The organism is Pelagicoccus albus (assembly GCF_014230145.1).
GTDB lineage: Bacteria > Verrucomicrobiota > Verrucomicrobiia > Opitutales > Opitutaceae > Pelagicoccus > Pelagicoccus albus.
In genome coordinates this window covers 34,489-53,711 of sequence record NZ_JACHVC010000005.1, presented here as the reverse complement: position 1 = coordinate 53,711, position 19,223 = coordinate 34,489, and the positions used below count along the sequence as shown (strand labels likewise).

The window sequence follows — 19,223 nt, the reverse complement described above, 5'->3', positions numbered from 1 at the left end:
TCCCCTACTTCAGGCGAAGCTTAAAAAGGCGACAATTCAGCCTCAAGCGGCGGGCCTTGTTCGATGAAAAAGGCCTCGACTGATCAGAGAAAGGAGTCTTCTTCGCGTTCGACCTTCCAAGCTCGCACTGCGCCCTCGGCGATCAGGAATATGGTTGTCGTCGACCGAACCGTAACCTCTGGGCTCATGATATTTTCGAATACGGTACGTTCTTCACCCGTAATCGGGTCGATATAGAGCCGCTCTTCCATATCGGTAGAGACCATCTCCGTGTCCGAGTCCTTTTGCTCGTAGATCCAAAGTTCAACGCCTTCCACCTCCTCGTTACCATAAGGACGGACGCTGTCGGGCTCGCCGATCAGTTCAACAAGGGCTTCCACTGGCATGCCCACTTCGATCACGATATCCTCACTTGGCGCTGGAACCGTAACGGTGGAGCAACTAGCCACGAAGAGTGAATACAACAAGGTTAGAATAGGGGGTACGAAAAAAGATAAGCGTTTCATTTAAAGTACAAAAAAGGTCCTGGAAGAATCGTAAAAAGCCCCCGAAGGGCATCATGCATCTCCGGGGGCTAAACCTACTCCAAATCGCTTTAGAATGAGAAGGTATTAGTAAGCTGCCAACTTGTGGTACCCGGTATTCGAACCGCTGCTACGTCTCCGTTTGGCTGGGTCGATATCGGAACCAATTCCTTTTTGGCGAACGCATCCCGTACGTTTAGCTGTATTCGCCAATCAATCTTGTCGTTAAGCCTCAGACTCTTTCCGATCCAGAAGTCGACGTGATCTTCCGAAGGTCCGCGATAGGGGCTGCTCAGATCGAAGGAGTAACCGCCGTCCACTTCAACAAGCGGGTAGCCAATCACAACGTTGTCTTCCCAACGGTAGCTCATGCCGACGTTTGTTCCGGCGAGTTTTCCGTCCTTGAAGTCGTAGCTAGTAACAAGGTTGTAGCGCCACTCTCTCAACTCAGGAGTAGCAGTGCCTTCCTGCAGCTCGGTAAGGGCGAAGTTTGAACGGAAGGTACCATTCCACTCATCACGTACAGTCGGTCCACCTTTCCACCAGATGCGGATGTCGCCCGCGGCGGTGTCTTGTATCCAGGAATCAACGAACTCGACCCACTCGATAAGAGCCGCGCCACCTACGTTGTTGCGGATCGCTTCGGTCTTGGAGGCGTTGAGCGAGATTCTCCAGTTATCGGTCGGATTCGCGACGAGTTCGAACTCTGTTCCTCTCGAGATTGCATCTTGCGTGTATGCCAAACCGGCAGGTTGCGACTGATAGAAGGAAATAACGTCCGTATTCAAATCTCCATTAAAGCCCCATGCGGTTGTGAACTTTTCAGGGATAGCAGCGGTGAATTGACGCCATGCAGCGATCGCAGCGGCTTCAACATCTGGATCGTCGTAGTTGTAACGCCAGCTGTTGTCCGTGTTGGAAGGATCCCAAACGCCATCCAAGGTGTATCCGTCAGAGATGTTGTAATCTGCGATATTCGCCCAGTTGGTTCCCCATGAAACCATGTTGCCGATAAACCAAGTACCATCGATGTAGCTAGAGCTAGAATCGTAAACTGTGGTCTCGTAGTCCGTGATCTTTAGAGCATAACGATTGTCCTTGGTCGTGATGTACAAGCTCTTGTCCACTGTAGAGCCATTTGGTGATGCGATTGGCTGACCAAACAGGTCGACTCGTCCGGCGCCAGGCTGGAAGTTTTCCGACTCGTTGTAAGAGAAACTGACATTGAGCGGAAGACGATCTCCAAGGAACTTGTTGAGGTGCACAACCGCACTCCAGCTCTGGGATTGGCCTGATTCCACTGCAGCTGGAACCGCGTCGTAAGTATAAAGTGGATTCCGGATATCAACTACGCGAGTGGCGGAATCAGTGATAGACTCCCCATCGGAGAGGACCGTGCCCGCGTTGAGCTGCCAAGCAGAGTCGGTATCTTCTCTCCAACCGTAGGTTCCTACCAAAGCTCCGTCCCAGAAGTATCCCTGCCAGACCAAGGCCTCGGACTCCACCTCTTCGCGGGCGATGTTACTGCCAGTAACCAGATCGTAGTTTACGAGAGTCTTACCGTCTAGAGCGGTCAGCACTTCGTAAGGTCGATAGGTCCAACCAACGTAGTTCGCTGGATTTTCAGACTGTGTGGACTCGCCTCCATCTGGACCAATCCAAAGTGCTCCTGGATCTACGCCGTCGGCATTCCAAGTCGCATCAAAGCTGTAGTACATACCGGATACAGGAGTATGAACGGCGGTAACACCTGGGATATTCAGATTGGTTGCCGAGCTATAGCCAAGCAGGGATCCGCCCAAGTAGTGAACAGTGTTCACAGCAACTTCGTTAGAGCTCCAGGAAGAGCCAGGCTGCTGCAACTGATCATGATTCGAAGGACCCGTCATGTAGCGTTGGAACGAGGTGTTGGAGCTTTCCCGATTGTCCTCCACGTAGAGTCCAGTGAAGTTATGGCGTCCCAACAAGCGATTGAGCCAACCGTCTTGATTCTTATCCGTGAAGTCGTATTCAGCGAATACAGTGAAACGCATGGCATCTCTGTCTTGAGCGTAGAGATTGTTTCCACCTTGGGCTGAATCCGCAATAAACGCGCGACCGAGGTTAGGATTAGCAGAGCCATCTCCTAGGGTCGTATTGGTATCGATCATGATGGCGATATTTGCGCCATTATTCATCATGCTGACATTTCCACGATCATAGGTTTGATCGTAAAATGCCAACTCGTAGCCGAGCTTGTTATTGAAGAATGTTTGTTCCACGGAGAGGTTTAGAGCGTTAAACCCTTCCCACTCCGCTTTGTTCGGCCCGTCGATGAGCGTGTTCCAGAAATCAAATACGCTCGCGTCCTGCAGGTAGATGTTCTTGTACTGACCGGTTTCCCATGCTGGAAGGTTTGCCTGTCGAGCATAGGTTACGTACGAGTCGATCGAAGTCAGACGCTGGTATGGATTGCTGATGTTTCCATCGATGCTTCCGTCCGGAGCCAATCCGGTGAAGGTCTTGATTTCATGGACAGTCGTTCCCGACAATTCAGTCGTGGAAGAATAAGGGAACACGGTAAGCGGTCCACCGAAGTTCTGACCAAAGTTCCCGATCATTGGGATGTAGTTCGGATTGGGAACGGAGTTACCATCTTCATCCTCCACCATGGAGCGGTTCACACCTAAGCCATAGAGGCCTGACATGTCTTCCGCTCCCAACGGTGTTCCGACCCAACCTCCGGTACCGCCATAGAGCGGGTAATTTCCGGAAGAATCAAGGACCGGATCCCAGAACTGAGTAATGCGGTCCATCGGGGTAATCGAACGCGGACGGTTCGCGTCGATTGTTCCGTCTTCGTAGCTACCCGAAATCTTGAAGCTGCTGCTGTCTCCATTGAGGAATTTTGGGTCGTAGCGGAAGGCTACGAACAATCTCTGGTCCTCTTCGAAAGCGGGCTTCTGGCGATACTTTTGATCCTCCATAAGTCCTGCAACCATGACAGAAAGCTCATCCTCAAGAACAACCTTGTTCGATTTAAAAGAGAGACGGGTACTGCCGTAGCTGCCAAAACGTAGCTCGACTTCGGACTCATCTTCGAAGCTAGCGGAATCAGTAGTTGTATTGATGATACCTGCTGGACTGCCCAAACCGAACAAGATAGCGTTTGGTCCGCGCTGCATATCGACGCGACTCACGTTGTATCCATCCCAAGGGATATCGGACAGGAAGTAGTTTCTAGTGTTGTCGGCGGAAGCAAGGCCTCGAACACGAGTGTTCTGCGAAGGACTGGTCGCGAAATCGTCATTGACGGTCGGGCCATTGCCGCGTCCGGCAAAGTTTCCTCCTACGCCTCCCACTTCAGTGTTGGTCGTATAAACGAGCAAAGACTGATTATCGACCGCCCCCGTATCGCGAAGGAATTCTTCGGTAACGACGGAAATGGCGGAGCCGACATCCTTGAGATCGGTACGGATACGGGTACCAGCCAGCGTACTCGTGGCACGATAACCTTGGTTTTCGTCACCTTCGACCGTGAAGGGAGATAGTTCGAATATTTCATCCTCCTCGCTCTCATCCTGAGCCGAAAGGAATGGAGAAACTAGAAGCGCCGTGGCCCAAAGGAGAGTTTGGGCCCGACGTCTAGACAATGGGTATCTATTTGTCTGTCTGATCGTGTGGTTCATGGTTGTTTAGCTGTTAGCTTGACCTCGCAAACACGATCCAGCCGGATCTCGAGAGACAATGAGACAGGGTCTTGTTTGGGCAGGCCAAATAAGCAGGGGAAGCGGTAGCTAGGGGTTTTGGCCTTCGGCCAAATTGGGTGTTATTTAGATAAAAGCCGCTTTTGGGGAGCGACGATAGGGGTTATATATTTCTCCAGTTTTACGGTAGGGTTTGCCAAATTCTGATCAGCGATTACCGGAATGAGTCGGAGGCTCTGATTCAGAAAACGGACAGGTAGGGGGTTGACGAATGCAAGTAGGTAGCCGCATTCATCAGCTAGAAAAACAATACGATAAATGATCTAGAAAATACTAGAATACCCTTAGTCTCACTATGCACCAAATTTAGCGGCGGACTTTCCACTGTAAATATATCTCAATTCGACTCTTACCTAATAATGAGTGAAGCCATTTTCAAAAAGAGAAAGCTAATCCTTGTCACAGGCATGCCTGCGGCGGGTAAAACGACCTTTGCCCAGTCGCTAGGAAAAAAAACCGGCAGCTGTATCATTGATATTGATACAGCTACCGAGCCTGTAGTCCGAGCGGCAATGGAGAAACTAAACGGGAATCCAGATGATCGCGACAGCCCTCTTTTCAAGGACACGTTCCGAGACGCGATCTACGAGACTCTATTCTGCATCGCCGACGCGAATCTTCCACATACCGACGTCATACTCACCGGCCCCTTCACCAAGGAGCTAAGCAATGCGAACTGGCCACAGCATATAGCCCAAAAGCTGAAGTCACCGTGCGAGGTCAGAAACGTTTTCCTTCACTGTGATCCCGAGCTGAGAAAACAAAGACTGATCAATCGGGCCAACCCCAGAGACAACGGGAAGCTGGCGAACTGGGAGAAACACTTGAGCTACTACGATACGGAGAGCTTTCCCGCCTACCCGCATATCGCAATCGACACGGGTATGGAAAAGCCGGCTGAGCGTGCACTCGAAGCCGGCTTGTTTGAGTAATAGAATTTTTAGACGAGCTTAGCTCTTGCCTGAATTCTCCTCCTCGATTCGGGCAATGTATTCAGAAACATTACACGTCAGCAAACGAGTGCCATCCTTGCGAACCTCCAGCACCTTGTTAACCAACGGGTCAAGGAAATCACGGTCGTGACTGACTAGGATTACGGTTCCTTCGAAGGCCTTGATTGCGTCCTGCAGCGTTTCCTTGCTTCGGATATCCAAGTGGTTGGTCGGTTCGTCCAAAATGATGGTATTGGCTCGGCGCATGAGAATTTTAGCCAAAGCCAAGCGATTCCGTTCCCCTCCAGATAGCACCGTAGTGGGTTTGAAAACGTCGTCCTTGCGGAACAAAAGTGCACCTAAAACTCCGCGTGGATTCGCGTCTTCATGTCCCGCTTCCGCAGCGGCAGCTTCCACTTCTTCCAATGCGGTTTTCTTCGGATCGAGTTCCTCCGCCTGCTGCTGAGCGAAGTAGGCCAGTACTGTATTTAGTCCCACGACACGTTCACCCTCCTGGAAGGGCTCGATCCCTGCCAGCACGCGAGCCAAAGTCGACTTACCAGCACCGTTGACACCCACCACCGCGATCCGGTCGCCCTTGTCGATGTGGAAATTGAAGTTTTTGAAAACCTCGATCGAGCCGTAGCTCTTCGACATGTTGACCAACTCGATAACCTTCTGGCTACTAGGAGGTGGCTCAGGAAACCGGAAGTAGATCTTTTTCTCCGTCTTCGGCATCTCGATAATTTCCATTTTCTCGAGAGCCTTAATACGGCTCTGCACCATGGATGCCTTTTTGACGTTGGAACGGAATCGGTTGATGAAGTCTTTCTGACGCTGAATCTCCTTCTCTTGGTTAGCCTTTTGCTTCCGCAGAGCATCCAGACGAACCTGCGACTCTTTAACGTAGAAGCTGTAGTTCCCCTTGAAGGATTCGATTCGACCGAGACTGAGATGCAGGGTACGATTTGTTATCGTATCTAGGAAAGCTCGGTCGTGAGAGATAACCATGATAGACCCTTCATAACGAGTCAGGTAATCTTCGAACCAATTTTGGGCAATGATATCCAGATGGTTCGTCGGTTCGTCAAGGAGCAGTAGCGAAGGTTGACGCAGAAGGAGCTTCGCAAGTGCAATACGCATTTGCCAACCACCCGAAAACTCGCCCGTGTCGCGGTCCATGTCGCCTGAGCTGAAACCAAGGCCCATCAAAACACGCTCGATCTTGGACTTCATCTTCTCCGGCTCGTACTCTTCGAGCTTTTGCTCCCAGCCTCCGATCATGTCGATCATGTCGTAGTACTCTTCGGAGCTGGTATCCATCTCAGCCAACTTTTCATCAGCTTCGTCGATCTTCGCCTGCAGCTCGAGGGCATCGTCGAAAGCGGTTTCGACCTCCTTGTACAAGGTACGCCCCCTCACCTCGATTCCGTCCTGAGGCAGATAGCCCAAGGTGACCCAATCTGGCTTTTCGAGCTCGCCTCCATCGATTTCTATCTCGCCCAACATTAGCTTAAGCAAGGTCGATTTGCCAGCGCCGTTGGAGCCGACAAGGCCGATGCGGTCGCGTACGCCGATCGTGAGCGATACATCGCCAAAAATGACTTTTTCGCCGTAGCGAAGGTGGAGGTTCTTGAGTCCGATCATGGTGTTGAAAAGCGGTGCACCCTAGCAAGGGTGGAAAAAAAAACAACGGCTCATTCAGAAAAATCGAATGAGCCGTCGAAACGGGAAATTGGTGGGATTGCAGAGAAAGGCTAGTGAGCGTGTTCGAGCTCGTAGCGGGCGGAGGTGAGCTCTGTAAGCTTGATCCAGGACTTCCACATCGCATGTAGCTCCATCTTGTGCTGGCGGATCTCGATCTCGAGGAGTTTGCGACGCTCTTCTGTCGCGTTCTTTAGCTCGCGAACCTTCGCCATCAAAGCGGATGCCTTTTCTTCGAAATTGTCGGAAAGACTAACAAGCTTGTTTTGCAACTCCTTGGAAGTCTCGTCGATCTCTTGGCAAATCCGCTCGAGAAGAAGATTTTTGTCCTTCTTGACCAGAATCTGGCGAAGTTTCACGTCACTCACCCAACGGAGATCGGAAACGAGTCCGAGCTTGGAAGCGGACCAAATCAACCACTTGGTCGGATCAAAATGGTACCAACGCACGCCGTTACGGTAGTCATTCGCCATCGTGTGGTGATAGTTGTGGTAGCCCTCTCCAAAAGTGAAGAATGCGAGGATCGCGTTATCCACGGCAGAAAGCTCCTTCGCATAGGTCCGAGCTCCCCATACATGACAGAGGCTGTTGATGAACCAAGTGCAGTGATGGATAGCGAAAAGTCGCATGAAGAAACCAGCGAATAGAGCCGCAATCGGGTGCATGAAGAAACATCCAATACCTACCACAAGCAGATTCACAGCGATAGTCATCAGCCCATAGTGGTTGTGCTGGAACATGACCCGCGGATTCTTCAACAGGTCCTTAACCAGACGCTCGTCGATGGGATCGTTGTAAGTAAACATCCACCAGATGTGAGCGTACCAGAATCCCTTTTTGATGCTGTAAGGGTCCTTATCGGTATCGACGTGACTGTGGTGGATACGATGGTCATGCGACCACTGCAAGGCGGACGCCTCGATAGCGAGGCTGGAAGAAATCAAGCATGCCCATTCATAAACAGGCTTGGCCTTGTAGGTGTTGTGCGAAAACAGACGATGGTAGCCAGCGGTGATTGAAAACACCGAAATTGCCCATGTGATTCCGAAAAGCACAAGCGATTCCCAACTGAACACCGAGATGTAAGCTGGTAGTAGCGCCAGCAGCAAAACGTGATAGCCAGCGATGAAAGCGAATATTCCCCAATTTTTAATGCGCATAGGATATAGATACGAAGGAGTAGAAAAAGGGCGCGGAAATTACCCAATGGCCAGCTTAACCAGCCTATAAGACGGTTTTTTGATAAAGTAATTCAACTTGAGTTCCCCAAGCCGGTTAAGATTTGTAAATCCGAATTGCCAAAAGCAGTCCGAGTCGCCACCAAGGCCTCTCGGTTTATGCAAGTATCACCTAAACAAATTCGCGGAATACTAATCGATATGGACGGCACCTTCGTCGACCATATCCAAACCATAACACGTTGCTTCCAATGCGCTTGTCGCGAGCTCGGATACCCGGAACCTTCGCCGGAAAAGGTGCTTCGAAGTATCGGTGGCTCAATGCCCGTCACTATCCAGAAGTTCCTCCCCCCCGAGCAGGTCGAGGCGGGAAAAGAAATTTGGCGCCGCCGTTTCGAAGAAATCCATCTGCAAGGAGTGGTCGTCCTTCCAGGAGCAACAGAGCTGCTGGAAACCTGCCGCGCGAAAGAGATGAAAGCGGGAATCTTCACCAACAAGACCGGCACTCATACTCGCGCTATCATCGAAAACGAAGGCTTCACCGAGATGTTGGACTTCGTACTCGGAGCAGAGGACACGCCCTACCGCAAGCCCCAGCCAGAGTTTACCGCCGCAGCGATCGAAAAGATTGGGATTCCCGGAAAGGGCCTCGCCATGATCGGCGACTCGCCCTTCGACATCAAAGCCGGCAAGGCGGGCGGCATGACTACACTTTGTGTCACCACTGGTTCGCATTCTCGCGCTGAACTGGAAGCAGAGGGAGCAGATTTAGTCTTCGATTCGCTGGCTGAAATCGCGGTCTGGCTCGATTCCTAGGCTGCAAAATCCCGCTTGCCGAGCCACCTCACAAGCATTCTCCTAGCGGTACCTTGCCAGCCGTCCCAAATACCGAATCTCTCTCCGGCGTCCTCGAACGGATCATTTTCTTCAACGAAGAAAATAACTATACCATCGCGGAACTCAGACCGGGAGACGGCTCGGAGAAGACCGTCGTAACGGGCCAGCTGGGAGGCGTGCAGTGCGGCGAAACCGTCAAGCTACTTGGATCCTGGACCAAACATCCGACCCACGGACCACAGTTCAAGATCAGCTCCTTCAAGTCGGAACTTCCCGCCTCCATCTACGGGATTCGCAAATACCTGGGCAGCGGACTAGTCAAAGGCGTCTCCAAAGGCTTAGCTGAACGCATCGTGGATCGCTTCGGAGACGACACGCTGAGAGTGATCTCCGAAGAATCGGCGAAACTCCAAGAGGTCAGCGGCATCGGAAAGCAAAGGGCTCGTTCGATCAAAGAAGCGTGGGACGAGCAGGTCGTTCAACGAGAGCTCTTTATCTTCGGTCAAACCTATGGGCTTTCCCCTGCCCTCTGCCTTCGCATGTACAAGCAATTCGGTCCGGAGGCCACCACCGTACTTCGGACCGAACCCTACCGAGCTGCCCGCGAGGTTCAGGGCATTGGCTTTAAGACCGCCGACAAGATCGCCATAAACACTGGTATCCCCAACGATAGCCCACAGCGCGTGGATGCCGGGATCGAGTTCGTATTGCAAGAGCTCCAAGACGAAGGCCACACCGCCTACCCTCACGAAGACCTCATTGCTCAAGCTTCCGGGACCTTGCAGACCGATCTGGAGGTAATCCAAACAGGAATGGCACGGCTCCTCGAATCAAAAGCCCTCCGATCGACCAAGGCCCACGATGGTCGTGCTTATCTGCAATTGCCCTTCAATTTCTTCGCGGAGGAGAAAATCGCCCTCGCCATAAAAAGGCTCAAAGGAACTCCTAGCGCCCTGCCCCCAATCAAACGCGACATCGCAGTGGACTGGGCTCAAGAGAAGGCTGGTTTCGAATTTGGAGACTCCCAAAAGGACGCCATCAAAGGGTCCCTTGCCAACAAGGTCTTTATCCTGACCGGAGGACCGGGCACCGGGAAAACGACCATTCTGCAGGCCGTCGTTTCCATTCTGAAAGCGAAGAAATCGAAAATCCTACTCGCTGCCCCGACTGGTCGCGCGGCCCAGCGTTTGGCGGAATCAACCCGAGCCTACGCCCAAACCATCCACCGACTCTTGAAGTTCGATCCTTCACAAGGTGGATTTGTAATGAACGAAAACAAACCACTGTCTGCGGACGTGGTAATCGTAGACGAGGCCTCCATGCTCGACGCCCGTCTGGCTGCGGCCCTTTTTCAAGCCATTCCCTCGAACGCCCACCTAATTCTGGTCGGAGACGTTGATCAGCTCCCATCGGTCGGAGCCGGGAACGTACTTAAGGATCTAATCGCATCCCGCAAAATTCGCTACGTCACCTTGGACGTCGTATTTCGCCAAAAGAAATTCAGCTCCATCGTCCATTACGCCCACGCCATCAACCGGGGCGAAGTCTCTCTGCCGACCGCTTTGGAGGACGTTCGGCAGTTGGATCCGAAAAAGGACTTCCAGTTCGTTTCCGCAAGCGACCAAGCAGACGCGGCACGAAAAGTGGCAGAGGTATTCAAGTCGTTCGTGCGAGACGAGCTTTGCCTCGATCCCGTAGCCGACGCCCAAACCTTGGCTCCGATGCATCGGGGCTTGGCCGGCGTCGGAAACCTGAACCAAACCTTGCAAGAGGCCCTCAATAAAAACCGCGAAGCGATCCCCTTCGGCGCCCTCAAGTTCAGAGTGGGCGACAAAGTCATCCAGACCCGCAATAACTACGACAAGAACATCTTCAACGGGGACATCGGCATCGTCACCGGACTGGATGGGGTGAACGGCTTGCTAGACGTGGATTTCGATGGAATCGAAGCCACCTTTGACAAATCCGAGATGATCGACCTGCAGCTCGCCTATGCGGTCAGCATACACAAGTCGCAAGGCAGCGAATATCCGGTCGTTGTAATCCCGCTTCTGAAAGCTCACTTCATGATGCTTCAGCGAAACCTCATCTACACCGCAGTCACTCGCGGGAAAAAGAAGATAATAATCGTCGGGGAAACCGCCGCCTACGCAATGGCCGTCAGGAACTCGGACGCCAAGTCACGTAGCACGCTACTGCAAGAGTTTCTGAGGCAAGGTAGCAGCCTTAGCTTTTGACGAAAACGGGGTCTTAAACCTTGCGAAAAGCGAGGGTCACATTCGCGCCGCCGAAACCACTGCTGTTGCTCAAAGCAACGCTGGGAGCTTCCGCCAAAGTTTCTCGAATGATATTCAAGCTGGCAAACTCCTCGTCCAACTCACGGATGTGAGCCGAGCCAGGCGTGAATCCTTCCTTGAACGCGAGGGATAAAATCGACGCTTCCAATGCGCTCGCTAGAGAGAGTCCATGTCCAGTCAACGCTTTGGTGCTGGAGATCTTCGGAGAGTGGCCTTCATTGCTAAAAACCTCCTTCAAGGCACGACCTTCGCTCAAGTCTCCAATCATGGTGGAAGTCGCATGGGCATTGATATAATCGACTTCGCCAGCATCTAAATTGGCCGAACGCAAAGCCCGCCGAATCGCTTCCGACAAGCCAACCCCTTCCGGATGAGACATCGCCACATTATGCCCATCGCTGGCCTGTCCCCAACCAAGCAATTCTGCATACGGCTGCACGCCGCGACGGTTCACTTCCTCTTCGCTTTCCAGCACTAGCACCGCGCCTCCGCCGGTGCTGACAAATCCATTCCGGTTTCGGTCGAAAGGACAGGAAGCCTTCTCAGGCTCAGATTCCAACGACAAGGCTCGCATCCCGGCAAATGGCAGCAGCGATTCGTCGTTTATGTCCTCTCCCGCAGCCACGAACATACGCTTCTGACGCCCCAGAGCGATGTCGTCGTAAGCGAAGCCGAGAGCATGACCCGACGAAGCGCAGGCCGAGGAAAAACCGCAGGAATTACCTCGTATCTTAAACTGCGCGACCAAGTTGAAACTCAAGGTTCCAGCGATCGACGATACAATGCCCGTCGGAGGGCAACGCATGGGGCCGACTTCGTGCAGGCGCTTGGAATTTTGGTAGAGCAAGCGAGTCGATCCAGCGGAGGAAGTGTATATGCCCGTATCCAGATTGGAAACGTCCGCTTGCTCCAATTTGGCCGCTTCGATCGCTTGAGCCATAGCCACATGCACATAGGTCCCGTGCGGAGGCAACGAGCGCAAAACGTCTCTGCGGATTCGGTAGGGAGCTGGCAGTGTCCAGTCTTCGAAATCGGGTGAGCTCACGTCGAATCCCTTGACGGTGCCAGCCAACTTTACATTGCCCGGCGTCTTGACGGATTCCTGCACAAACGGAGCGAAACCGTGGCGAAGCTCTCTCAAGCTCTCCGCTACGCTAGCCTCATCGTTACCGATGCTGCTGACAATTCCGATGCCTGTTACAAATACTCGTTGAATTCCCATTTCGCTCTATGCGTTTTCCTTGAGAGAGGAAAACACCGCGCCTTGGGAATCAAGTCGAGACTAGATGCGAACCCTACTCAGACTCTTCAGGGGCAACGATCAAAGTGATCTCATCCGCCACTGCCGTCTTTTCGCCCTTCACCGTGATCTTTCCAGAGTAAACCACCATGGGCTCACGGGTGCGCTTGAGCTCTACGCTTAGCTCTAAGGTGTCGCCTGGCTTGCATACCCGAAAACAGCGAACGCCATCCGCTCCCGTGAAGAAAATGGAATTCGCCCCACCTTCCGATTCCGTTTTCAGGAAGTGAAAAACGCCCAACTGCCCCAGAGCTTCCAGCATGATAGATGCTGGAAAAACAGGGTTTCCTTTGAAGTGACCTTCCAGGAATGCTTCCTTGCCCGAAATTTCGTAGGTCCCAGTCGCCTTGCTTCCTTCTATCTCCGCAGTCTGAAGAAAGAGGAAAGGTGTCTGCTGCGGCATGATCGCCGCGATCTCCTCGATCGGGTAGAACTTCGCTTTCGATTCGACCGGATCGCCAGTCAACTTGGATGAGATGAACGCTTTCAAATCTCCAACTGTTCGCAGATCCCAAAGCTCCTCATTTTTGATGCTAACACCGAGGGATTCCTCAACCATCATGATCGCTTCGAACATTGTCAGCGAGTCCATGCCCAAATCTTCCATGAATTTGGTCGAATCATCGCCATTCCTCAAGGTGTCTACCTGATCGGGCTCCAAAAAGCGCTCCACGATTCCCAAAACAACGGTCGGGACGAGTTCAACATCTCCGCTCTTCCTAAAGGCTAGGGCTGCTGCAATAGTTTCTGGGGAGCAACGCTTTAGCGTGTCCTTCAGTTGTTCGTCCGCACTTTCGTCTGGCGGTGTCTGTGCTAGTTTTGGTTTGATTCCCTCGTTTGACATTTGGAGCGAGTAAAAAAGGACAGGCTCTGTTGGCTTGTAAACAGCAAAAGCTTGGGTGTGGCCCGTCCTGAAAACAAAAATTATGTTAAGCTTCTGCGACATCGCCAAGCCGAATGAGTGCCAAACTCATCTTTTAGAGTTGATTCGAGAAAATACTTAAACTCCTATCGCCATTAAATGCGAACTGAGCCAACTAACTCGGGTCGCATACCCGAAATGGAATTCACGGACAAAGCACCGATCCTAATTCTCACTCATGAGTTCGCTCCCACCAAAGGTGGGATAGCAACCTTCACTGAGGAGATGGCGCGTGCAGCTGCCAAGTTAGGCAGAAAAGTTGAAGTGTGGGCCCCACGAGTTGATGGTTGGGAGGAAGAAGATTACCCTTTTAAAATCAGACGCTTAGACCTCAAAGGCAGCCAAGATCTGCGGTGTCAGATCAAACTGGCGAGGGAGATGATAAAACGCCGCCGCCAGCTCCGCAAAGCCATCGTCTACTTGTGCGAGCCGGGCCCCCTTCTGGCCATGTGCCACCTCCAGTACTTTAGGTCCTTTCAACCCGGCAAATTGATACTGACCTTCCACGGCACCGAGATCCAGACCTTCGCATCCCATCCGGGGAAACGAATGGCCATGAATTCGCTGATCAAACGGGCTGATCGAATTAGCACCCCATCCGAATACACTCACAAGCTCCTCAAGGGCAGCTTCCCTCACTCGAAACGGAAAACTTTCCTAACGCCGGGAGCGCTCCGTTCCGACTTCGCAGAAAACGAGGATAGGCCTAGCCGCAAATCAAAACGCGTCCACATCCTTACAGTCGGACGTTTACACCCTCGCAAAGGGCAGAGCTTTATCTTGAACGCTCTGATACAGCTACCGCGTGCTCTTCGTCGTCAAGTGACCTTCTGGGTCGTCGGAACCGGCAAGAAACATGGATACGAAGAAGAACTTCGCCAGCTCGCTGAGCAAGCCGACTTCGGAGTGACCTTCTTTGGCGACGTCACCAACGATCAGCTGGAGGACATTTACGCACGAGCGGACATTTTCTCTATGACGAGCATCAACTTCCGCAAAAGCGTAGAGGGATTTGGTCTCGTTTATCTGGAAGCAGCTGCCCACGGGCTACCTATTGTTGCCCATAAAGTGGGAGGAGTCGCCGAAGCCGTGTCCGACGGTGAAAACGGAATACTGGTGGAGCCCGAAAACCAGGAGCAACTCACGGCCGCTTTCGCCCAACTCATCCAAGATCGAAGCCTGCGAGAAAAGATGGGGGCCAACGGTAGGAAATGGGCTCGTCGCAACTCCTGGATACGCTCCGCTGATCTACTCTTCAATCGCTGGGACATCACCATAGATCCCACCATCGAAAAGTTTGAGCATCACGCTGAGCTCGTTTCGGACAGCCTCTGATCGAAGATAAGCGAGCTTGTCACGCTACGGGGAATCGCTCTTCTTCACTCTATGATCGAGAGTGTCTCCGAAGTTCGAGTACGTTACGCCGAAACCGATATGATGGGTATCGTCTATCACGCCAACTACCTGCCATGGATGGAGATCGGCAGAACCGAAATGCTTCGCGAAAACGGTCTACCCTACAAAGAGATCGAAGACCAAGGCCTGATGCTTCCAGTACTGGCGGTCGACTTGCAATACAAGCGTCCCGCAAAATACGACGACATTGTAACAGTCGTTTCTCGCATCGAAGAAAAGCCGACTCTCAAAATTAAAATCACCTACGAGCTGAAACGTGAAGAAGAGCTGCTCGCCACCGGATCGACTACCCACGTTTTCATGAACCAACACGGACAGCCAGTTAAGCCACCGCCTTACTTCAGGGACGCTCTGGATAAGCACTTCGCTTAGCCTTGGAGATACTCAGCCAAAACGGAGTCATCTTCCTCTTTGGCTTTCGCCTTTGCCAATAGAGCGTCAGCTTCGTCTCCGCAAAGTTGATACACTGCCCAAACAGCATGACTACGAACCAACGGTTCCTCATCGGTCTCCGCCAGTTCGAGCAACACTCGCTTCACATCTTCTAGAAACACCTCTCGTGACGCGCCATCTTTTGGCCACCAGTACTCTTCCCGCAAAAGGTTACCGGCAGCGACACATGCATTCCGCTTCAAGCCACGCAGCTTCGTTCGCTTAACAGGCATTTTCCGAAATACCTCGCGAAACGTTTCGATATCCATTTTCAGCAGGTCCAGCAACCCTAGCTCTGCCACTGCGTAGCGAGATTCCAACAGCTCTTGGCGGCCGGCTTGGGCAAAGCGGTTCCAAGGGCAAACGTCCAGACAGATGTCGCAACCATAGACTCGGGATCCGAATTTCGACCTCAACTCGCGAGGGATCGCCCCCTTGTTCTCGATGGTGTGATAGGAAATGCACTTTCGCGTATCGACAAGCCCCGGCTCGATAATCGCATTCGTCGGACACGCATCCATGCATCGGGTACATTTTCCGCAAAGTAGCCCCAGCTCTGGCTCCGCGTCCTTGTCAGGTCTCCCCTTTTGCAGCGGACCATCATTCTCAAATTCGAGCGGCACAAAGATGCTAGCCAAGAGCAGCCAGTTCCCATGCTCCTTAGAGATCAGCATCCCGTTCTTCCCTTGCCAACCCAAGCCGGCCGCGGCAGCCCAGCCACGCTCGACCACCGGCCCGGTATCGACATAGTAACGGTACTCTCGCGGACCAAGACCGAACCGCTCCTCGAGAAGTTTCCCAGCTTCTTTCAGGCCAGCCAAAACCGTGTCGTGATAATCCCGATACAGGGAGTATTTCGCGAAGCCCTTTTGTGTGGTCGCCGCGTCCCCAGCAGGTGGCAAATAATTGACCCCGAGCATAATCACCGAGCAAGCCGCCTCTAAAACGAGGCTAGGATCCAGTCTCTTTTCGAGCGACCGAGCCATCCACTCCATATCCGCATGATATCCGGCCTCGATCCATTCACGAAGCCGGTCATCATCCACGGGGTTGAGATCTGAGAAACGAACCACATCGAATCCGAGATTCAAGAACTCGGACCTAAGCTGTTCCTTCTCTTCCGAGGAGATCATGGGGTCCAAAGCTTCGACTCGAGTTTGTAGGAACGACAAACGTGTCCCACCACTTCGCCAACCGTCCTTCCTTCGGTCAGGATACAGCAATTTGCCTTACGATAGATCGGCTCTCGGACCTCGAGCAGTTTTTCAATTTCCGCCAGAGGATCAGCCACTTGCAGCAAAGGCCTATCAGTCGTGTGACGGGTCCGCTCGTAGATCCCAGCCGCTGAAGCCATAAGCGAAAAGACCAAGCCTTGCTCCTTGAGGATCTCCATGATTCCGGGCTGCACCGGCAAACCTCCGCCACAGGAGATCAAACAGCCTTCTCGTGGATGGCCCTTTTCTACAAAAGCTTTCTCCATCCGGCGAAAGACCGGCTCCCCCTCGGAAGCAAAGATTTCGGAAATGCTCTTTTCCGCCGCGGCCTCGATGGCGTGATCGCTATCGATAAACTCCAATCCCATACGCTGAGCGACGAGGCGACCGACAGTGCTTTTCCCGGTGCCCATAAATCCCACGAGGTAGAGGTTTGGTTTGCTTAACTTCTTCATACGGCAATCTTGCACCCAAAAGCGACCGAAGCTCTTAGTCTATCCAATTTTGCCAAACCTCCCATCCAATCCTGAATCCTACGATGCCATCGTTTTTGGTGGCGGCCTAGCAGGCAGTATTCTTGCCGAGCAACTTATCGCCCGTGGGCTAGAAATCCTCCTCGTGGACAACGCCAACCGGTCTCAATGCTCGAGAGTCGCCGCAGGCCTCATCAACCCCATCGGAGGAAAACGACTTAAACGGGTTTGGATGGCGGACGAGCTGATTCCATTCGCCACCTCTTACTACCAAAAGCTGGAGTCCCAGCACGGAACTCGCCTCTTCCATCCTCGCCCGCTTCATCGATATTTCTCGAACCCGGACGAAGCAAAACTCTGGACTAAACGCCTGCAGGAAAAAGGCTACGCGGAGAGCACGACAGCCTTGCCAGAACAGCAATCCTATCCGTGCGACAGCCACGGCGGCTTCGCCATACCAAAGGCTGGTTATCTCGATACAAATTCCCTGCTCGAGCTAATCCATTCCCAGCTGACAAACGAGAATCACCTACTGTCTTCGACATTCCACTACAACGAGATAGAAGCCAGTGAATCCCCAATATACTTCCGTGGTCGCCGAGCAAAGGTGGCTATCTTTGCGGAAGGACACTTAGCCACCGGCAATCCGCATTTCGAATTCATCCCTTACAAACCGGCCAAAGGAATCATCGCCCGCATCCGTCTAACCCAAGCTCCCGAGGCAAACTCTCCCATCCTCCTCAAAGGGAAGTTCCTTGTGCCGCGACACGACGGAACCCTGCAAATCGGAGCCACCTACAATTGGGACGACCCAAACGATACTCCGGATGAGGAAGGCATCGCCGAATTAGCGGAGTTTCTAGATCGCGAGTTCGGTGCCGACTCATGGGAGTTCGAAGAAATTCGAGCCGGTGTCCGCCCCGCTACCGCAGGAGCGTATCCAGTGGTCGGGCCCCATCCGAACAATAGCCGAATCATCGCCTTCAACGGTTTTGGCAGCAAAGGCTCGATGCAGATTCCCTACTTCTCGGCAGCTCTAGCGGACTTCCTTCAAAACGGTAAATCGCTCCAACCTGAGGTACTTCCGTCGCGCTTCATCAAAAAGGAAACCAAACGCGCCAAAAGGTGGCTCGCCACCAACGTGGCAAAAGACGCCGTCTTGCAGCGTCTAAAGGCAGGCGACACCGCCATCGATGCCACAGCGGGAAACGGGCACGACACTCAATGGCTCGCCGAACAAGTTGGAAAAGCCGGGCACGTATTCGCCTACGACATACAGGAGCAAGCTATAAAAACGACCAGAACACGCTTGGAAAAACACGGGCTGTCCCAACAAGCAACCCTGTTTCAAGCAGGACATGAAAACCTGCTCGTCACGATACCTAGCGAGCTTCACGGGAAAATTTCCGCCATAGTCTTCAACCTTGGCTTCCTTCCAGGAGGTGACGAAAAACTGATCACCCTGCCAAAAACCACTCTTTCAGCCCTCGATCAAAGCATACAACTTTTGCAAACGGGCGGGATTCTTAGCGTAACGCTTTACCCAAGCCATCCGGGAGCGAGCGACGAGGTCGATCAGGTATTGGCCTGGCTAAATGGACTATCGACAGACGAATTCGAAATCCGTATCGAGCGACACCCTACCGGCAATCAAAAGTCGCCCTACCCCTTTTTCGTGATCCGAAAATAGGAGTACTTCAAACACGCGTCAGCCGTCGGATTGCATCCCCATATTGCGGATACGCTTCGAGTAGCTCATCTCTATTCGCCAATTCAAATCCCTTCCAGTCGAAGCCGGGAGTCACGACGCAACACATGAGTGTCCATCCTTTGGATCCGGAATCGGCGGGAATACCTCCAAACCAACAGCCCGGCTCGAACACCTGGTGAGGCGACTCTCCCTTACCCGTATCCAAGCCGAGAGTTGCTTCCGAAGTGCTACCGTCGGGGTTGATCCGAAAAACGTCAAACGGATCGCCATCCACGAAAAAGAACTGCTCGACCACATCGAGCCGATGCAGAGCGGAAAATTCCTCCTGCGTGAACAAAGCGTAGATCGTGGTACTTAGCGGCCGACCATCAACATTCGCCTCCCCGGTGTGGATGCGTTTGAAAAAGCCGCCTTCGTGCTCGATTCGCTCAAGGCCTAAACCTTCGATCAGTGATTCCATGGTTCGCATTTTCGAAAGATCCCAAGCAGGCCTCCCTAGCTCAAGCCAAGATCACGCAAAGCTCGCCGAGACGTTGA

15 protein-coding genes are annotated in these 19,223 nt (G+C 52.7%); 6 read left to right on the top strand and 9 right to left on the bottom strand.

Going from position 1 to position 19,223, the window contains the following annotated elements; translation table 11 throughout:
* Positions 1-83: 83 nt before the first annotated feature.
* Positions 84-506 carry a hypothetical protein gene (locus H5P27_RS02250; protein WP_185658750.1) on the bottom strand — a complete coding sequence of 141 codons (423 nt, stop codon included), beginning with the start codon at positions 504-506 and terminating at the stop codon, positions 84-86.
* Positions 507-595: 89 nt separating this feature from the next.
* The gene (locus tag H5P27_RS02245) at positions 596-4,156 is read right to left on the bottom strand and encodes a TonB-dependent receptor (RefSeq protein ID WP_185658749.1); all 3,561 of its coding nucleotides are present in this window, start codon (positions 4,154-4,156) and stop codon (positions 596-598) included.
* 473 nt (positions 4,157-4,629) lie between these two features.
* On the opposite strand from H5P27_RS02245, the gene H5P27_RS02240 reads away from it, so the two are divergent.
* Positions 4,630-5,202 (top strand): P-loop nucleotide/nucleoside kinase family protein, encoded by a 573-nt coding sequence (locus H5P27_RS02240; protein ID WP_185658748.1) that lies wholly within the window; start codon positions 4,630-4,632, stop codon positions 5,200-5,202.
* Positions 5,203-5,220: 18 nt separating this feature from the next.
* Here the strand turns inward: H5P27_RS02240 and abc-f are convergent, their stop codons facing one another.
* Together abc-f and H5P27_RS02230 are read right to left on the bottom strand one after the other, a co-directional pair.
* Positions 5,221-6,849: a ribosomal protection-like ABC-F family protein gene (abc-f, locus tag H5P27_RS02235; protein WP_185658747.1), complete on the bottom strand. Its 1,629-nt coding sequence runs from the start codon at positions 6,847-6,849 to the stop codon at positions 5,221-5,223.
* Positions 6,850-6,959: 110 nt separating this feature from the next.
* Complete coding sequence (locus H5P27_RS02230; RefSeq protein ID WP_185658746.1) at positions 6,960-8,066, bottom strand: fatty acid desaturase; 1,107 nt, start codon at positions 8,064-8,066, stop codon at positions 6,960-6,962.
* A 177-nt stretch (positions 8,067-8,243) separates the two neighbouring features.
* Between H5P27_RS02230 and H5P27_RS02225 the strand changes: the two genes are divergently transcribed.
* Both H5P27_RS02225 and recD2 read left to right on the top strand, forming a co-directional pair.
* Positions 8,244-8,900 carry an HAD family hydrolase gene (locus H5P27_RS02225; protein WP_185658745.1) on the top strand — a complete coding sequence of 219 codons (657 nt, stop codon included), beginning with the start codon at positions 8,244-8,246 and terminating at the stop codon, positions 8,898-8,900.
* A gap of 53 nt (positions 8,901-8,953) precedes the next feature.
* On the top strand, positions 8,954-11,158 hold the full coding sequence (recD2, locus tag H5P27_RS02220) for an SF1B family DNA helicase RecD2 (protein WP_185658744.1): 2,205 nt from the start codon (positions 8,954-8,956) through the stop codon (positions 11,156-11,158).
* A gap of 13 nt (positions 11,159-11,171) precedes the next feature.
* Here recD2 and H5P27_RS02215 read toward each other — a convergent pair whose 3' ends face one another.
* Together H5P27_RS02215 and H5P27_RS02210 are read right to left on the bottom strand one after the other, a co-directional pair.
* Positions 11,172-12,440 carry a beta-ketoacyl-[acyl-carrier-protein] synthase family protein gene (locus tag H5P27_RS02215; protein ID WP_185658743.1) on the bottom strand — a complete coding sequence of 423 codons (1,269 nt, stop codon included), beginning with the start codon at positions 12,438-12,440 and terminating at the stop codon, positions 11,172-11,174.
* A 73-nt stretch (positions 12,441-12,513) separates the two neighbouring features.
* Positions 12,514-13,362 carry a phosphopantetheine-binding protein gene (locus H5P27_RS02210; protein ID WP_185658742.1) on the bottom strand — a complete coding sequence of 283 codons (849 nt, stop codon included), beginning with the start codon at positions 13,360-13,362 and terminating at the stop codon, positions 12,514-12,516.
* 177 nt (positions 13,363-13,539) lie between these two features.
* Between H5P27_RS02210 and H5P27_RS02205 the strand changes: the two genes are divergently transcribed.
* Positions 13,540-14,775, top strand: a complete 1,236-nt coding sequence (locus tag H5P27_RS02205) for a glycosyltransferase family 4 protein (RefSeq protein WP_221774576.1) — start codon at positions 13,540-13,542, stop codon at positions 14,773-14,775.
* Between the two features lie 51 nt (positions 14,776-14,826).
* On the top strand, positions 14,827-15,228 hold the full coding sequence (locus H5P27_RS02200; protein ID WP_185658741.1) for an acyl-CoA thioesterase: 402 nt from the start codon (positions 14,827-14,829) through the stop codon (positions 15,226-15,228).
* Here the strand turns inward: H5P27_RS02200 and queG are convergent.
* The gene (gene queG, locus H5P27_RS02195; RefSeq protein WP_185658740.1) at positions 15,225-16,421 is read right to left on the bottom strand and encodes a tRNA epoxyqueuosine(34) reductase QueG; all 1,197 of its coding nucleotides are present in this window, start codon (positions 16,419-16,421) and stop codon (positions 15,225-15,227) included. The two genes, H5P27_RS02200 and queG, sit on opposite strands and share 4 nt — an antisense overlap.
* Positions 16,418-16,957: a shikimate kinase gene (locus H5P27_RS02190; protein ID WP_185658739.1), complete on the bottom strand. Its 540-nt coding sequence runs from the start codon at positions 16,955-16,957 to the stop codon at positions 16,418-16,420. The genes queG and H5P27_RS02190 overlap by 4 nt, the downstream gene beginning before the upstream one ends.
* A gap of 49 nt (positions 16,958-17,006) precedes the next feature.
* Here H5P27_RS02190 and mnmM point away from each other — a divergent pair, with 49 nt between their 5' ends.
* Positions 17,007-18,665, top strand: coding sequence for a tRNA 5-(aminomethyl)-2-thiouridylate-methyltransferase MnmM (mnmM, locus tag H5P27_RS02185; RefSeq protein ID WP_185658738.1), 1,659 nt, complete (start codon positions 17,007-17,009; stop codon positions 18,663-18,665).
* Between the two features lie 7 nt (positions 18,666-18,672).
* Here the strand turns inward: mnmM and H5P27_RS02180 are convergent, their stop codons facing one another.
* Positions 18,673-19,146: a cupin domain-containing protein gene (locus tag H5P27_RS02180; RefSeq protein WP_185658737.1), complete on the bottom strand. Its 474-nt coding sequence runs from the start codon at positions 19,144-19,146 to the stop codon at positions 18,673-18,675.
* Positions 19,147-19,223: the final 77 nt, after the last annotated feature.

Coding starts and splice junctions, on each gene's coding strand:
- H5P27_RS02250 (WP_185658750.1), bottom strand. CDS start 506: ATGAAACGCTTATCTTTTTTCGTACCCCCTATTCTAACCTTGTTGTAT.
- H5P27_RS02240 (WP_185658748.1), top strand. CDS start 4,630: ATGAGTGAAGCCATTTTCAAAAAGAGAAAGCTAATCCTTGTCACAGGC.
- abc-f (WP_185658747.1), bottom strand. CDS start 6,849: ATGATCGGACTCAAGAACCTCCACCTTCGCTACGGCGAAAAAGTCATT.
- H5P27_RS02230 (WP_185658746.1), bottom strand. CDS start 8,066: ATGCGCATTAAAAATTGGGGAATATTCGCTTTCATCGCTGGCTATCAC.
- H5P27_RS02225 (WP_185658745.1), top strand. CDS start 8,244: ATGCAAGTATCACCTAAACAAATTCGCGGAATACTAATCGATATGGAC.
- H5P27_RS02215 (WP_185658743.1), bottom strand. CDS start 12,440: ATGGGAATTCAACGAGTATTTGTAACAGGCATCGGAATTGTCAGCAGC.
- H5P27_RS02210 (WP_185658742.1), bottom strand. CDS start 13,362: ATGTCAAACGAGGGAATCAAACCAAAACTAGCACAGACACCGCCAGAC.
- H5P27_RS02205 (WP_221774576.1), top strand. CDS start 13,540: ATGCGAACTGAGCCAACTAACTCGGGTCGCATACCCGAAATGGAATTC.
- H5P27_RS02200 (WP_185658741.1), top strand. CDS start 14,827: ATGATCGAGAGTGTCTCCGAAGTTCGAGTACGTTACGCCGAAACCGAT.
- queG (WP_185658740.1), bottom strand. CDS start 16,421: ATGATCTCCTCGGAAGAGAAGGAACAGCTTAGGTCCGAGTTCTTGAAT.
- H5P27_RS02190 (WP_185658739.1), bottom strand. CDS start 16,957: ATGAAGAAGTTAAGCAAACCAAACCTCTACCTCGTGGGATTTATGGGC.
- H5P27_RS02180 (WP_185658737.1), bottom strand. CDS start 19,146: ATGGAATCACTGATCGAAGGTTTAGGCCTTGAGCGAATCGAGCACGAA.